The organism is Sedimentibacter acidaminivorans (genome assembly GCF_017873955.1).
GTDB classification, from domain to species: Bacteria; Bacillota; Clostridia; order Tissierellales; family Sedimentibacteraceae; genus Sedimentibacter; species Sedimentibacter acidaminivorans.
The window spans coordinates 554,381-570,203 of record NZ_JAGGKS010000001.1; the positions used below are offsets into that span (position 1 = coordinate 554,381).

The 15,823-nt window shown below is 31.4% G+C and carries 15 protein-coding genes; all 15 read right to left on the reverse strand.

Annotated elements, in window-relative coordinates:
- Position 1 precedes the first annotated feature (1 nt).
- The 15 genes from rbsB to J2Z76_RS02625 all read right to left on the reverse strand — a co-directional run bounded on the left by rbsB (position 2) and on the right by J2Z76_RS02625 (position 15,711).
- Positions 2-937: a ribose ABC transporter substrate-binding protein RbsB gene (gene rbsB, locus J2Z76_RS02555; RefSeq protein WP_209510409.1), complete on the reverse strand. Its 936-nt coding sequence runs from the start codon at positions 935-937 to the stop codon at positions 2-4.
- A 28-nt stretch (positions 938-965) separates the two neighbouring features.
- Positions 966-1,910, reverse strand: a complete 945-nt coding sequence (rbsC, locus tag J2Z76_RS02560) for a ribose ABC transporter permease (protein WP_209510410.1) — start codon at positions 1,908-1,910, stop codon at positions 966-968.
- Positions 1,911-3,404 carry a sugar ABC transporter ATP-binding protein gene (locus tag J2Z76_RS02565; protein WP_209510411.1) on the reverse strand — a complete coding sequence of 498 codons (1,494 nt, stop codon included), beginning with the start codon at positions 3,402-3,404 and terminating at the stop codon, positions 1,911-1,913. It lies immediately after the preceding gene.
- Between the two features lie 23 nt (positions 3,405-3,427).
- Positions 3,428-3,847, reverse strand: coding sequence for a D-ribose pyranase (rbsD, locus tag J2Z76_RS02570; protein WP_209510412.1), 420 nt, complete (start codon positions 3,845-3,847; stop codon positions 3,428-3,430).
- Complete coding sequence (locus J2Z76_RS02575) at positions 3,844-4,884, reverse strand: LacI family DNA-binding transcriptional regulator (RefSeq protein WP_209510413.1); 1,041 nt, start codon at positions 4,882-4,884, stop codon at positions 3,844-3,846. The genes rbsD and J2Z76_RS02575 overlap by 4 nt, the downstream gene beginning before the upstream one ends.
- 176 nt (positions 4,885-5,060) lie before the next feature.
- On the reverse strand, positions 5,061-5,834 hold the full coding sequence (locus tag J2Z76_RS02580; protein ID WP_209510414.1) for a GNAT family N-acetyltransferase: 774 nt from the start codon (positions 5,832-5,834) through the stop codon (positions 5,061-5,063).
- Positions 5,835-5,864: 30 nt separating this feature from the next.
- Positions 5,865-8,300, reverse strand: a complete 2,436-nt coding sequence (locus tag J2Z76_RS02585; RefSeq protein ID WP_209510415.1) for an ABC transporter substrate-binding protein — start codon at positions 8,298-8,300, stop codon at positions 5,865-5,867.
- Positions 8,301-8,393: 93 nt separating this feature from the next.
- Entirely contained in the window at positions 8,394-9,224 is an 831-nt protein-coding gene (locus tag J2Z76_RS02590; protein WP_209510416.1) for a class I SAM-dependent methyltransferase, read from the reverse strand.
- Positions 9,225-9,251: 27 nt separating this feature from the next.
- On the reverse strand, positions 9,252-9,905 hold the full coding sequence (locus tag J2Z76_RS02595) for a zinc dependent phospholipase C family protein (protein ID WP_209510417.1): 654 nt from the start codon (positions 9,903-9,905) through the stop codon (positions 9,252-9,254).
- 180 nt (positions 9,906-10,085) lie between these two features.
- Positions 10,086-10,859, reverse strand: coding sequence for a GNAT family N-acetyltransferase (locus tag J2Z76_RS02600; protein ID WP_209510418.1), 774 nt, complete (start codon positions 10,857-10,859; stop codon positions 10,086-10,088).
- Positions 10,860-10,964: 105 nt separating this feature from the next.
- Positions 10,965-11,585, reverse strand: a complete 621-nt coding sequence (locus J2Z76_RS02605; RefSeq protein ID WP_209510419.1) for a flavodoxin family protein — start codon at positions 11,583-11,585, stop codon at positions 10,965-10,967.
- A 553-nt stretch (positions 11,586-12,138) separates the two neighbouring features.
- Positions 12,139-12,507 carry a hypothetical protein gene (locus J2Z76_RS02610; RefSeq protein ID WP_209510420.1) on the reverse strand — a complete coding sequence of 123 codons (369 nt, stop codon included), beginning with the start codon at positions 12,505-12,507 and terminating at the stop codon, positions 12,139-12,141.
- A 155-nt stretch (positions 12,508-12,662) separates the two neighbouring features.
- Positions 12,663-12,857, reverse strand: a complete 195-nt coding sequence (locus J2Z76_RS02615; protein ID WP_209510421.1) for a nucleoside triphosphate pyrophosphohydrolase family protein — start codon at positions 12,855-12,857, stop codon at positions 12,663-12,665.
- Positions 12,858-13,223: 366 nt separating this feature from the next.
- Positions 13,224-14,717, reverse strand: a complete 1,494-nt coding sequence (locus J2Z76_RS02620; RefSeq protein ID WP_209510422.1) for a protein kinase domain-containing protein — start codon at positions 14,715-14,717, stop codon at positions 13,224-13,226.
- Positions 14,718-14,853: 136 nt separating this feature from the next.
- The gene (locus J2Z76_RS02625; protein WP_209510423.1) at positions 14,854-15,711 is read right to left on the reverse strand and encodes an aminoglycoside 6-adenylyltransferase; all 858 of its coding nucleotides are present in this window, start codon (positions 15,709-15,711) and stop codon (positions 14,854-14,856) included.
- Between the last annotated feature and the right edge of the window lie 112 nt (positions 15,712-15,823).

Here is a 15,823-nt window from a genome sequence, read left to right on the forward strand (position 1 = left end):
CTTACTTTTTAACAAGTTGCAATGCTACAGGTATTGATTTTTCTACTGATTCGCCATTTAATAGTTTAATTGCTGTGTCAACTCCCAATGATCCTATTTCTTTTGGAAGCTGTTCAACTGTTGCAGCCATTTCGCCGCTTTCAACTGCAGCCTTAGCATCGTCAGTTGCATCAAATCCAACTACTATTATTTCTCTTCCTGATGCTTTTATAGCTTCAAGTGCTCCTAAAGCCATTTCGTCATTGTGTGCAAATATAGCGTCTATTTCAGGTTGTGCCTGAAGAATATTTTCCATAACTGTCAAACCTTCTGCTCTATCGAAGTTAGCAGTTTGCTTAGCAACTACTACGATATCACTTTCAGCTATTGCAGCGTTAAAGCCTTCGCCTCTTTCTCTTGCTGCAGACGCTCCAGGTACTCCTTCAAGTTCAACAACATTTCCTTTTCCACCTAATAATTCTACTATGTATTCTCCAGCTAGTTTTCCACCAGCTACGTTGTCAGAAGCAATGTGAGATACAACTTCGCCGCCATTAGCGCTTCTATCAAGAGTTATAACAGGTATACCTGCCTTGTTGGCAGCTTCAACTGAACTCTTTACTGCATCTGAATCTGTAGGGTTAATTAGTATTAAATCAACGCCTTGATTGATTAAATCTTCTACGTTTGATATTTCTGTTGCTGAATCATCCTGTGAATCCAATGTTACAAGTGTTGCGCCAAGTTCTTCAGCTTTAGCCTTTGCTCCTGCCTCAAGATCAACAAAGAACGGATTGTTCAAGGTTGAAATAGCAAGACCGATTGTTTTTGCTTCTTCTGCAGGTTCTTGATTTTCTGCAGGCTTTTCAGTTTCAGGTTGATCCTGTGTGTTAGCGCATCCAACAAATAATGACATTATCATTATAGATGCTACTACAATACTTAATAATTTTTTCATAATACTTCCTCCATATTATACATTTTTTTTACCTTGATGATTTTTGTTTTCTATCTAATAAAACGGCAATCAGTATTACTATACCTTTTGCAACGTCTTGATAGTAAGATGATACTTTCATTAGGTTAAGAGCGTTGTTAAGAACCCCTATTATAAGCGCTCCTATTGCTGTTCCACCGATTGTTCCAATGCCTCCAACCATGCTTGTTCCTCCAAGAACAACCGCGGCAATTGCATCAAGTTCATATCCTGCACCGGAAGTTGGCTGAGCAGAGCCTAGTCTTGCTGTAAGAAGAATTCCTGCAAGAGCTGCCATCATACCTGATACTGCATATACAAAACGCTTAACGCGGGCAGTTTTAATGCCAGAATACATTGTTGCTTCTTCATTAGATCCTGTTGCGTAAATATATCGTCCTATGCGCGTATGGTTTAAAATGTAATAAGCTACAATGAAAACCAATACCATGATGTAAACAGGGATAGGTATTGGACCTATAAATCCTGTACCAATTTCTGAAAAATACTCAGAAGCTGGAGTTTTTCCTGTGCTGATAGGCCGCCCTTGGGTGAATACAAGTATTGCTCCTCTTAACAATGTAACGGTTCCCAATGTTGCAATGAAAGGCTGAAGTCCTCCTGTTGTTATCAAGGATCCATTTAAATAACCTATAAATGTTCCAAGCAACAAAGCTATCAGAACTGCCAGGACAACATTCATTCCTGAGGAAACCATTGTAGCTGCTACAGCTCCGCAAAGTCCGAGAACAGAACCAACAGATAAATCAATGCCTCCTATTAGTATTGCAAATGTCATTCCTGTTGCAATTACAGCATTAATGGATGTCTGCCGCAGCACTGTCACTATATTGCTCCATGTCAGGAATCTTGGGTTTAGAAGAGCTATTACTACAGAGGCTACAATAAGCACAATGAGCGGTTTGTTTTTTAATATCCTTTTTAGATAGTTCATCTATATCACATCCTTTCCTACTGCAAGAGTCATTATGATTTCCTGTGTAGCTTCTTCACTGTTAAGAAACCCTGAAACACGGCCTTCGTGCATTACCATTATTCTATCTGAAATTCCAAGAACTTCAGGAATGTCTGATGATACCATAATGATGCTCATGCCCTCAGATTTAAACTTGTTTATAAGGTCATAAATTTCTTTTTTAGCACCAACGTCAACACCTCTTGTGGGCTCATCCAATATTAGTATTTTAGGATTTGTCATAAGACTCTTTGCTATAGATACTTTCTGCTGGTTGCCGCCGCTTAAAAACCTAAGCATTTGCTTTGTTCCCGAAGTTTTAATTGACATTTTTTCAATATATTCATTTGATGATATTTCTTCTTTTCCCTTGTTCATAAATCCGAGGGTTCCTTTGAAAAGTTCTAAGGAAGAAAGTGTTATGTTTTCACGGACATTCATCTCGGTTATAATTCCATTGGCCTTTCTATCTTCTGTAACATAGGCAATCCCGTGGCGAAGTGAATCCTGTGGAGAATTTATTTTTATTTTTTCTCCATTTAAGTAAACAGAACCTTTTGCAGGATAAATACCGTAAATGCTTCTCATAAGCTCTGTTCTTTCAGATCCCATAAGACCGGCAACTCCAAGAGTTTCACCTTTCTTAAGTGAAAATGAAACATCTTTGACAAACTCATTGGATAAATTATCAACTTTAAGAATTTCTTCGCCTTGTTCAGTTTCTATTCTTGGGTATTGTTCACTTAATTTTCTTCCTACCATCATTTCTATGATTTTATCTTCATCAAGATTTTCGATTGATTCTTCACCGATAAGCTCACCGTCTCTTAAAACGGTTACATCATCACATATTTCAAAAATTTCATGAAGCCTGTGTGAAATGTATACTATGCTTTTGCCACTTTTTTTCAAATCGCTTATTACATCGAAAAGTTTATCGGTTTCAGCAGGAGTGAGGGCTCCTGTAGGTTCATCCATAATAATTACCTTTGCATCGATAGAAAGTGCCTTTGCTATTTCTACAAGCTGCTGCTTTCCAACACTTATATTTTTAACAAGTTCTCTTGGATTTTCCTTAAGTCCAAGCTTATCGAGCCAGTATCCAGCATCCTTGTGGAGTTTGTTCCACATTATTCTTTTTCCCTTTGAAACAGGCTCTCTTCCTAAGAAAATATTTTCTCCGATTGATAGGTCTTTTACAAGATTGAGTTCCTGATGTATTATTGCTATTCCCTTTGATTGGGAAGCACTGGTATCAGAAAAGTTAACCGATTCATTATCCAGGAAAATTTCACCCTGGGTTTTTAAATATACGCCCGTGAGTATTTTCATCAGAGTTGATTTACCTGCTCCGTTTTCACCAACAAGTGCCATTACTCTGCCTTTGTATATGTTGAAGCTTAAGTCTTTTAAAACTTTTACTCCTGAAAAATCCTTGCTAATATGCTGCATGGATACTACAATTTCTTTCACTAGATCACCGCCTGGTTAATATTCTAAAAGGTCACGCCAGAAACAAGAATGATGTTAGCAAAGGCTTTATATTCTCCTGTGCGTATTATAGCTTTCGAACTTCTTGTTTTTTCTTTAAACTCTTCGTGAGGCACGTACTCCACATCAATTTTCTTATTTTCTTCTATTTCAGTCAAATTTATGATTTCAATTATATTATTAAGAATATCAGGACTTTTATCCCTTATTTCTTCAGCAAGTATTATTTTTTCAACTGATAGTTCTTTAAGCACTGCCTCTAAGACAGGCATTAATTCAGGCAATCCTTTAATAACAGCCAGGTCTATTCTCTGAACTCCTTCAGGAACAGGAAGGCCGCAATCACCTATGGTAAGGGTGTTTGTATGTCCCATTTTGCTAATTATATATGAAATTTCTGAATTTAATAATGTTCCTTTTTTCATGGTTTCACCTTCTTATTTGTTTTTACTGAATTTCTTACAATGATTTCAGTATCAAGAGTGATTGTTTTCATTTCAGATGGAGCGTTATAGCTTCCAGGAGCCTTTTTAAGCCTTTCTTCCAAAAGTTCCATTGCCTTGTAACCCATCTGATAATTGGGTTGTCTTACTGTAGTTAGAGATGGCTCAACCAAACTTGCTATATAAATGTCATCATATCCCATCACTCCAATGTCTTCCGGAATGCGATACCCTTTTTTCTTAAGTTCCTTCATGGCTCCAATTGCAATAAGGTCATTACCGCAGAATATTGCATCAAAATCTTCCTGTTCCTCAAGAAGTTCTTTGACTCCTTTTTGTCCCCATTCAATCTTGTATTCGCCGAACTTTACGAGCTTCTCATCGAATTGAATTTCATTATCCCAAAGTGCTTTTTTATAGCCTTCAAGCCTTTCATAGGCGGTCCTTGTCTTTAATGGTCCTGAAAGATACGATATTTTTTTGTATCCCTGCTCAACAAGGTATGAAACCGCCATATGAGCTCCCTTTGAGTTATTAACAAGTACCTTACCGCATATACTTTCAGAATCAAAATCCCTATCTATTAAAATAATAGGAACCTTACATCTTTCCAATATTTCAGGCATTTTTTCACTGCTTGATGAATGTGCTATAATTATTCCGTCAGCCATTTTTTTTGTTAACGACTCAATATATTTCTCCTGGACTTCCAGCTTGTCATCTGTGTTGCAGAAAATTATGCTGTAGCCTTTTTCATTGGCCTTGTCTTCAGCTCCTCTTGCAATACCCGGAAAAAAAGGGTTTGTTATGTCAGGAAGCACCAGACCAATTATATGAGTTCTTTGGGTAACAAGACTTCCTGCCATGGCGTTTGGAATATAATTGTACTTTTTAACAACTTCAAGTACACGATTCCTTGTAACTTCTGTAATATTTTGATCTTTTTTATTTATGACCATGGAAACGGTTGCAATTGATACATTGGCTTCCTTTGCTATTTCTTTTATAGTTATCTTCATAATTTTCCTTTTTATTTAAACGTTTAAGTAGATTATAAAACGAAACTTATCTAAAGTCAACCCTATTTAGAAACATTTTCCTTATAATTTTTAACTAACACCTTGTTGAATTTAAATTTCAAAATTGCTTATCTCGTCTCACCCGAGTTATTTAAAACGCAGGACCTTATTAATTACTACTTACACCATTCTGGAAGTTCGCCTTTTATTGCCCACCATGACTTTAAATTGTGACCTTTAAAACCTAACTTGTTGTAAATACTTATAGCTTCTGGATTGCTAGAGTACAAATAAAACACAGAATCTTTGTAATGTGACAGCAATGAATTCATGACAGACAACCCATAACCCATCCTTCGCATAGAAGGAGTTGTATAAACATTAGATATGTAAACTACATCATTATATTTTTCACCCAGTGCCATTGATGCAGGGTTATTAAATTCATCATATGCAAAAAACATAATACCGCCGCTAGCAATTTGCTTATTAAGCTGAATTACACCATAAGTATCACCTTCGTCCTGTTCGACAGCAAGGTCATATTCTTTACCTTTTAAAATTTTATTTTCCTTTTTTATATCACAATTTTTTACATTGTTGATTTCTGCACAATATATCTTTCCCTTCATGTCAAGAATCATGCGTTCTAATTCAAATTCCCTAATCTTATAATCATTGTCTTTAAAATAATTCCTCAACACATCTAGTTCTAATGAATCAATACGGTTAAATATTTTTGGTTTGATTCCTCTATCATTATAGAATTTATCTATTTCTTTAATCGCATTTTCTAGATTTTTATTATTGTTTATCACAGCATAATTCGAAGCATAGCTGTCTTTATTCTCAATATCGCAAAACATTCTTCCCCATGAAGTTATTTGACAATTCAAATAAGATTTGGGAATATTTATTTCTGCTTGAGTTATCTCTCTTATATTTTCCATTTACGCACCTGCTTTCAGATAATTTATTGACTACTTTGATTTTTGTTCTAAAAATTTGATCCAGCAATCTCTAAATTCATCTTCTGATATGTTCAATACTTTCTGTATATCTCCATATTCCATTAGTAGCTCAACTAGTTTCTCTCTTCCATATTCTTCAATTATGTATTCAACCATGCTATATCCATAAATGTATTTATCTTTGTTATTCTTTTTTAATGTATACATCTGTGGAATACCATTCTTCAATAACTCTTCATAATATGGCTCAGATTTGTCTTTTTCTTGCGCTAGATACATGGCCACTCCTTCAAGAAGCCAATCAGGGTGATAATTATCTTGTGCCAATGCCATAGTTACATTGTGCGTAAATTCATGTTTTAATGTTGTAGGAGTGTCTACACTACTACCCTTATATTTATATGTATAATAGATTGCGTTACTATATACAGCCATTCCTTGAAGGCGCTCCATAGTATCTCCATCAAAAAATTTTTCCTTAATTAGACATTGCCTTAATGGCTCATATTCATCATACATACTGATTTTAATTATTGGCATATTTTTTTCTTCAACACTTAAAAATTCTAATATTCTATCATAGTCTTCTTCTAGCACTTCAATAGCATTTGAAGCATAAATTTTATTATTTTCATTGCTAGAACTATAATATATTTCAAAATGATTGCTTACAAGATATTTATCAAATCTATTGTTAGCACTATCATTAAAGTAACCATTCTTATCAATTTCCTCAATTCTATTTCTGTCATCAAACCCATATGCACCTTTGTTAATTAATCCATCCGTTTTATTATCTGTATTCAAACTACTTATATCTTTCAAATTTAATTTAGCATGCTTAATAATTAATTTTCCCATTACATTACTTTTTATATTTTCAACTAAATTTGTTTTAACTCGATAATATTTGTTATAGAAATATAATGGTGCAACTACCATATCGTCCATTAGTATGCTTTCTGCATTGATTAAGTAATTATCTCTGTTTAGCCCCTGAGATTTCATAGAATTTTCTATAGCACTATCATAATCCATGCTTGACCATCTACTAAAGTTTAAGCTTGAATTTGATTTGAAATTATCAAGGAATGTCATAAGATCATTATAATCTGCCACCCAAGATTCAATTATCATATCAAAATCACCTTTTAATTGTTTTTCTTTTAATTCCTCATATGATACTATAATTAGATTTACTTTTACATCTAAATTGCTCTCTATCATACTTTTTATACTATTTCCTAGATATTCATTTTGAGTAACTAATCTAACTTCTGGAAAATTATTATCATAACCAGCTAATTTTAATAATTTTCTAGAATTTTCACTTTGTACTTTGTATAAATTAACATCACTTTTTCTTTTAACTTCAATATTTTCGCCACTAGATAGTTTTATGTCTGAGGGAACTAAATTAGTTGCAGGTAAAGCTCCATAATAAACCTGTTCACATATATATTTTCTGTCAATGGAATATGAAAATGCTTTTCTAACATTTACATCACTAAATATATTACTATGGTTATTAAATACTATGTAAGTAGAGCCAATATAATTTGTTTTTAAAATATCTTCACTTTTTAGATCTCCATTGGCAAATATTTGCGTAACATGTATTTCATTTTTATCATACATAAGATTAATATTATCATTATTTGTATTTATAAGGCATTTAATATATGGTATTCTTACATTTTCACTGTCATAATAGTAGTTATTTTTTGATAAAAGTAAATCCGAGCTTGGATTATAACTAATGAGTTTAAATGGTCCATTAGATATGCAAGTTTCAGGATTCTTTTCCCACCCTATTCCAATTTTTTCAACTATATCTTTTCTCATAGGTATGAATTGCTGCCTAGCCAAAATTTCCATAAAATAGGGTGTTCGATTGTTTAACTCTATTTTTAGAGTATATTTGTCTATAGCCTTTACTTTCATATCGTCTTTACTACCAGTTCCATTGTTATATTTGTCCGCCCCTTTTATATATGTATTAAACAAATCAGCTGACGTTCCACCAATTGTTGGATCACATGCCCGTTTGAAGCTGTATTCAAAATCCTCTGCAGTTACATTTTTTCCATCTGACCACTTAGCGTCTTTTCTTAATTTAAATGTATATACTGTATTTTCTGCTCCTTCATCATTTGATGTAACTTCAAAACTTTCTGCTACTCCAAGTTCATACCCATTCTCCCCAAGGACAGTCAATCCTTCAAACAGTTGATTTATTATATCTCCACTTACACTGTAAGTATTAAAATGCGGATCCCAAGTATTAATATTGCCTGATGATAAATTCCAGACCAATGTGTTGTCTGAATTAGGTGTATCCATGACACCTTTCAACATACTTTTGTCTTGACAACCTACTGCTAATATACTCATAAAAATGCCTATTAAAATTAAAATATTAAACCCTTTTTTAAATATACACATACAAAATCCCCCCATTGATCTGTTTTCTTATTAATTATTAGTTACATATTAGTTACAATTTAAAAGCAAATAGTTCATTTTTTATTTTCTTAATCAGTGCGAATTCTTAATTGCCCTAGCAAGCAAAAATTCTCCATTATCCACCATCGTAGGTTTCATATATGTTTCAATTTCTATTTGCAGAATTGTATTTAATGCTTTTTTATCTTTGCCAAGTTCCTCAATTGATTGGGAATTACCACAACTGAAGCATGGGCTTCCTCCTAATGCAATCCCATCAAATCCATTTTCTAATATTAAATTATTAAGTTCAGAAGCTTCAAAGAAATGTCTGGCAGGTTGATTAACTTTCTCATGTTTTGGCAAATCTCCCGTTTTTATAACATTATCTATATACCAATACTCTGGTTTATTAAAAAAATCTGGATGCTTATTACCTAAAAGCATTTTAAGAATACCCCATTTATTATTTACACTAATGAATAATATTCCATTCTTGCTCAATACCCTATTAAATTCAAGCATAGCCTTGTCCCTATTTTTAATTACATATGATAAAGGAGCACCATAGCAAACAACAATATCAAATTCTTCATTTTTAAATTGGGATAAATCTCTAATATCACCTTGATATATTCCATCAATATTATCACTGACTTTAGCTTCTTCAATCTTTTCTTTAGCAATTTTTAGTTGTTCATCAGATATGTCAAATAAAGATAGCTTACAACCTTTTTTTGCAAATTCAACACTATATCTGCCTGCACCACATCCTGCATCGAGGATTTTTACTCCTTTATGTAAATAGTTTTCAATAAAGTGCATATGTAATAGAAAGTTAATTCTATTGTAAGTACTTTCTTCTAACCTATTCCACTCTCTAATGCCATATTTATTATAAAAATCTCTTACTTCATCATCCATAATATCCCCCTAAATATACATTAATCATTAATATTCATATAAAATATCTCTAATGTACCGAGATTCCACAGTAATAAATTCTTGAATACATGAAAGTGTAACATATTTATTCATAGAAACATCCACTACTTCTCTGTTTAAAAACTGCCTATGTAATATATCGTGCTTCATTTTATTTATTTCTTCACCAACAACAACATTTGGAATATCATAACCAGTTGCATCATCAAGCATTTGCCATATTACTTTTTGTCGTGGATTTGATATATATAGTGCATAATCCATATCATATGATTCTCTGTGATAAATACTTCCAACGCCATTTTTCAATGCTTCTTTATTTTCTAATAGAAATGGTGTCCAAATCTTTATGTTGTTTTGTATATCAGCAAGTATGTGTGAACAATATCCGTAAATGAAATCTATATTTTCCATATGTTTATTTTCTTTCAAAAAAGCAAGTACATTTTTTAACCATTCCTCATTATTTGTAAGTCTGCCCCATTTTTCGTCTCCAACACATAGATGACTTTTCTTTTTCATGTTACTATTATAATTATCTCTAAAATGAATTGAATCTGGTGCAATTGAGCCTAATATAAAATCACAAGGTTTCTTTATTTGTAGTGTATTACTTAATATTTCATCTGCAATATATAAATGAGTCATTGCAAAAGGCATTTTTACACTTCCTTTCTATAAGAACTATTTGTACATATCAATTTATAGTAATTTTACAAATTATTCTATATTATACCATTATTGCTAATTATATTCAAATTATATTAACATAAATGGAGTAACTATATATGCAATATGTTTCAAACAACGTCTTGCATACAACTTATTAATAATTAATTACTACTTACACCATTCTGGAAGTTCGCCTTTGATTGCCCACCATGACTTTAAGTTCTGACCCTTAAAACCTAACTTGTTGTAAATACTTATAGCTTTTGGATTGCTAGAATACAAATAGAAAATAGAATCTGTGTAATGTAACAGCAATGAATTCATTACAGACAACCCATAACCCATCCTTCTCTTAGAAGGAGTTGTATAGACATTAGATATATAAACTACATCATTATATTTTTCACCCAGTACCATTGATGCAGGGTTATTAAATTCATCATATGCAAAAAATATAATACCGCCGCTAGCAATTTGCTTATTAAGCTGATTAACACCATAAGTATCACCGTCATCCTGTTCAACCGCAAGGTCATATTCTTTACCTTTTAAATTTTTATTTTCCTTTTTTATATCACAACTTTTTACATTGCTGATTTCTGCACAATATATCTTTCCCTTCATATTGAGAACCATGCTTTCTAATTCAAATTCCCTAAGCTTATAATCATTGTCTTTAAAATAATTCCTCAACACATCTAGTTCTAATGAATCAATACGGTTAAATATTTTTGGCTTGATTCCTCTATGATTATAGAACTTATCTATTTCTTCAATTGCATTTTCTAGATTTTTATTATTGTCTATCACCGCATAATTCGAAGCATAGCTGTCTTTATTATCAATATCGCAAAACATTCTTCCACATGAAGTTATTTGACAATTCAAATAAGATTTGGGGATATTTATTTCAGCTTGAGTTATTACTTCAATATTTTCCATATAAACACCTACTTTCAGTTAACTTATTCATTAATTTATATCAAGCAAAATTTTTCTCATATCTTCTAACATAGTTAATAAAACAATATTAATTTAAATTAGTTTTCATATAATTTTAGTAGATTTCACCTTTTCCCTTAACATTAATGTTTTTGCTAATTTTTCACCAGCAAGTATTGCATGTTTTAATTCATCTTCGTAATTTAGTATGTCCCCTTTCGAATATACATGAAGTGCTTTTATATTATCTATAACCCTATAACCCACGGCTTCTATTGTTTTACTCAAGGTCAAAGATGTATATCCCATATCTTCTTCCCTTTCTTGTTCACAAACTGCAACCGTAACAGCATACTTTATGCCTATCACCTCATTGAGCCCCATCCAAACCGATCTATCATTTTCATCAAATATTTCATAACAATACAATCTATTAAGAAAATTTTTTGTTACACCTGTTACATTATAAAAATATGTTGGCGATCCAATAACTATAGCATCTGCTTTTTCAATAAGTGGATATAGCTTTTGCATATCATCTTTTTTAACACATTTAAACCCTACTTTACATCTTTCGCAACCGGTGCAGTCTTTTATATTAAAATCTGGCAAAAAAATATAATTAGTATCTAACCCATAATTCATGACTCCCTCTAGAACCTTTTGAACCAAAATATCAGTATTCCCAGATTTTCTGTAACTTCCTACTATGCCTAATATCTCCATACATATCCCTCTTTCGAATTAAATAGAAATATATTTCTATTATTTTGATTACCAATTGATTTTGTCGTTTTATAAATATAACAACATTATTGCTTTGTCAATTGTCCATAATTAGTACGTCCCACACTTATACATTACAACATTTTCTATAATTGTATCATAATTTTACCTTATCTTACAATTTTAATTATATAAAGAGGTATTATTTTTATCTCTTTATAAATTTTCAATAAAAAACAAGTACTTCAATTATATATAGAGATACTTGTTCAATTTGCTTAACATTAATGCAAATCTCTTTTGCAAACATTTTATATCCTCTTATATTTATCACATTATTGTGTAGCTAAATATTCACTAAATTATTCACATTTATGATATATAACTAAAAAAATGTCATACTATTATAAAAATACAGAGGTGTTCAGTATGAACAGCCCTGCCATTAATCATCAACCTGAGAAGGCTATCCAACCACCAGGCTTAGTGAACACTATGAACGATACCTTACAAGCATTATCGGTACAATGGTAGCTTGTGTTGGATGGTGGATTTATTTATCTTTATAAACTATTTCATTGGGAATAAGGCTGAGTGTTCTTGCCGATGCACTGCTCCAATTTGTACGAACATCGCATAAGATTGAACCCTCATTAAAATCCTCAATTAAATTCGCACTTTTACACAAATCACAATTACTCAATAGCTTTAGTGTAATTGTGATCCCTCTAATTATCTTACAGAAGTATTCTATACCTATATTAAATATTTTAAGTAAAAAACATTCTGAAGTTTTTGAAGTATCTCCAATACAACATAAAAGGACAATTTCTTTCGCCTCAAATTCTATAGAAAAATCTTTATTGTTATATTCATAAATTAACTCTTCTAAATAATTTTTATTAACATAACGGAAATTCACGATAGATTGGTCGTGCTTCGAGTTATGCTCATTGAATGTAGTTATTTATATTTCCTGCATGAAAATATTACCCTCATCTCCATCGTCTTATTCTATTATTTTATCATAAACATCATAAACAAAATGAGCAGTTTTAAGTGATCGAGAACTTGGATTTATCTATTTCGCTCAAGTATTATTTTTGAGTTATACTTTTCTCGATTTATATCCTCTTTCATTTTGATTATAGACTCAACATCTATATCATAGCAATTCGCAATTGCAAGAGCATAATAAATAACATCCCATATTTCTTCTTCTATAGTTTCCTTAATGCTATATGAATTTTCTAGAATAAGATTTTTTCTCATAGCTTTAACTTATTCTCCAACTTCTTCTGAAAGTTTTAAAAAATAATCCTTTGTTAACTCAGGTTGATAATCTTTTGGCTTAATGAATGACTGTAAGTATTTTATTGTAGTTTTTCCATCCATTCTACTGCCTACATAAATTTCTGTTCATCCGTGTATTATATATGTAATTTATATTTCAAATTGGTCCTGGAAATGACTGATTATAAACATAATTAGCAATTCATTAAACGATAGATCTGAAACGCAATGTGTGACTCTAATTATTTTTGTTGACAAATATAGCTTCAGGTTTCAGCGCCGATAAGGCTTTTCAGACCAATGCTTTTGAAATGTAAAATGAGATGAAAACCACTACAACAAGTACTAAATAATCTCTAAATTAGGGTAGTAAAGATTGATTTCGTCTAAACGATCTTTTGCATTATAGCGATAACTGGCACACCCTTCCAAAATACTATACGCAATTCGTTGCAGTTTAAGAGTACCTGATTTGCGTATAAATCGATACATAATTCCTGCAAATAAACCATAGTTCTCAAAATGCCCATATCCCGTCGCCTCTGAATATGTATCTTGGATATTTGACAATAACGTTGTCTGAGTAGTTTCATTAAACTCAAGAAGAAGCTCTCCAAAGTTGTTAAGTTGCTTTTTCACGATATAATTTGATAGCTGTCCTTGAGATGATAGTCGCAAAATAAAATTCTCTACGTCGGGAGAGTTTTTACCCTTTTGAATATCCTTTTCCAAAAGAGCTATTCGCTCTTCTTTAGAAATGTCCTTAAGCACAGAATTCAAATCTGTTAACAAATCACTCAAACTTAAATATCTTTTATTCCTATTTCTATCAGTTGCTTTATTGATTATATATGAAAGCTTACTATTTAATTCACTGCTACTTGTAATATAATCAATTATTTTTCCTATTGAAAAAACATCACTAAGTTTATCTAACTTGGTAAAGTCGGATAGTCCAATGGGATCCATAAAAAAATGCGAATTTTTCGGGGTTGATGTTGATTTCAAGCTATGATTTATCATAGTATCTTTGCTTAATCCAAAATCCGAAACAATAATATTATGACCCTTTAACAATATATTTCCAAGATGCAAATCACGATGTAATATTCCTGCTTGATGTACTTCATGCATTCCAGTTACAATTTGTGTAATAATGCTCACCAGTTCGTCATCACAAATAAATTGATTTTTCTCTAAATAGTCAAATAAATTACAATCACATTTTTCCATCAAGTATGAATTTCGGTCTCTATCATAGTCGAAAACTTTCAAAACATAAGGACATTCAGATAGCTTTTCCATGTTTTCATATTCGTATTTAAAGCGTTTTTTCCATGTTTCTTCGTTTTTGAACTTATCCTTTAACTGTTTTTTATAAAATTGAGTATTGAATAAGAAAATTTCGCTATATGAGCCTTCAAAAAGTTTTAGTTCATTTTTTACATAAATGTATTTATCCTTTTCCTCTACTTCTAAGCCAAACCTTTGCAGGAAAGCTTTAGATTTTTTTATTATTGTATCTTTGGATGTTTCTCTATACGAGGAAAAATTTATTAACGACAATATTGCTGAAATAACTTTCAGCTTTTTTTCTATATCTAAGTTTGAATATTGCGAAAACAAACTCTCTGTTTGATAGTACTTTACATCTGCCACTTTATCAAAATAATCATCTATCGAAAGGTAATCAATATCTAAGATAGAATTAGAGAGGTACTCATCAAACATCAAACCGTCATAGTGCATTCCCATTTTTCCAAAACGGTCAATTTCCACTCTTTCATCAAAAAATATTGTATCGTAATACTCAAACAATTTGTTTATTACTGATTCCATCACGTAACCTCCTCTTTAAATCTGTAAAATATCTCAATTGCTTATTATTGCTATAATCAATTATTGCACAGTTTTATATGAATATTACATTATAAGAAGATATCGAAGTAATTAATTAATATCTCAATTATTATCATTAGTTACATGTTCCTTTAAGATATTCTAAATGTTCTAATATAACAATTTCACTTTCTTCAGGAAATATAAATTCAAATTCATTTGCTACACATATTGCAGTTTCCTTAAATAACTTAATCATTATCATTAATACTTCCCATACCTCATAATACTCTGCTCTTGGATATGTCTTTTTATACATATTATATAACCGTTCATCTAAATATTCTTTATAATACTTCCCCAATTTACCTGTGGTAACTGAAAAATCATTATGAACTCCAATATACCAATCAATCATTCTATTTAACATATCGCGTACCGAAACGTTCAATAAAAACATTACATATGAAATTTCATCACGCATAATACCTTTACCTATATTTTGAAGTTCCCAAAAAAATTCTGCACATGTATCATTGTAAGCCTTTTCATTAGGTATCTTTATCGTAAATACATCATTAATTTTTCCTGCTATCTCTGGTAGAAAATTATTTTTATCAATTAATTTTATCATTGGTTGTCCTAATTCTTCCACCTCATAAATTCTCATAAATTTTTCTGTTGTACATATTCTCAAATCTATTCTATTTTCATCATCAAACAACATTAGATAAGCACATGTATTTTCAAATAATTCAGGATATATTTTATCAGGTCTAAATAATAATACCCTTTCACCAAAGCACTTTCTAAAGTAATCTGAGTCAACATATTTATCTGTTTCATTCACAATAAATATAATGTCATAATCCTGATATATATCTTTTTTTACCGTGTTATTTGCTCTCGAACCGCACAAAACAACTGCTTTTATATTTTCATCTACATTGGCAACATTGATAATTGTATCTAACATTTCACTTTCATTTCTCATAAATTCAACTCCTCAAAAAGACCTAATAATACTATTTGTTTTAACAACACATTATTCTTATCACCTAAATTACAGATAATGCAGCGGTGTATTGGATATAATCACAGGTAGA

Excerpts from the sequence above, each read along its gene's own strand:
- J2Z76_RS02580 (WP_209510414.1), bottom strand. The coding sequence starts at position 5,834 with ATGGAAAATATAAGAGAGATAACTCAAGCAGAAATAAATATTCCCAAA.
- rbsD (WP_209510412.1), bottom strand. The coding sequence starts at position 3,847 with ATGAAAAAAGGAACATTATTAAATTCAGAAATTTCATATATAATTAGC.
- J2Z76_RS02620 (WP_209510422.1), bottom strand. The coding sequence starts at position 14,717 with ATGGAATCAGTAATAAACAAATTGTTTGAGTATTACGATACAATATTT.
- J2Z76_RS02575 (WP_209510413.1), bottom strand. The coding sequence starts at position 4,884 with ATGAAGATAACTATAAAAGAAATAGCAAAGGAAGCCAATGTATCAATT.
- rbsB (WP_209510409.1), bottom strand. The coding sequence starts at position 937 with ATGAAAAAATTATTAAGTATTGTAGTAGCATCTATAATGATAATGTCA.
- J2Z76_RS02595 (WP_209510417.1), bottom strand. The coding sequence starts at position 9,905 with ATGCCTTTTGCAATGACTCATTTATATATTGCAGATGAAATATTAAGT.
- J2Z76_RS02590 (WP_209510416.1), bottom strand. The coding sequence starts at position 9,224 with ATGGATGATGAAGTAAGAGATTTTTATAATAAATATGGCATTAGAGAG.
- J2Z76_RS02600 (WP_209510418.1), bottom strand. The coding sequence starts at position 10,859 with ATGGAAAATATTGAAGTAATAACTCAAGCTGAAATAAATATCCCCAAA.
- J2Z76_RS02585 (WP_209510415.1), bottom strand. The coding sequence starts at position 8,300 with ATGTGTATATTTAAAAAAGGGTTTAATATTTTAATTTTAATAGGCATT.
- J2Z76_RS02625 (WP_209510423.1), bottom strand. The coding sequence starts at position 15,711 with ATGAGAAATGAAAGTGAAATGTTAGATACAATTATCAATGTTGCCAAT.
- rbsC (WP_209510410.1), bottom strand. The coding sequence starts at position 1,910 with ATGAACTATCTAAAAAGGATATTAAAAAACAAACCGCTCATTGTGCTT.
- J2Z76_RS02605 (WP_209510419.1), bottom strand. The coding sequence starts at position 11,585 with ATGGAGATATTAGGCATAGTAGGAAGTTACAGAAAATCTGGGAATACT.
- J2Z76_RS02615 (WP_209510421.1), bottom strand. The coding sequence starts at position 12,857 with ATGAGAAAAAATCTTATTCTAGAAAATTCATATAGCATTAAGGAAACT.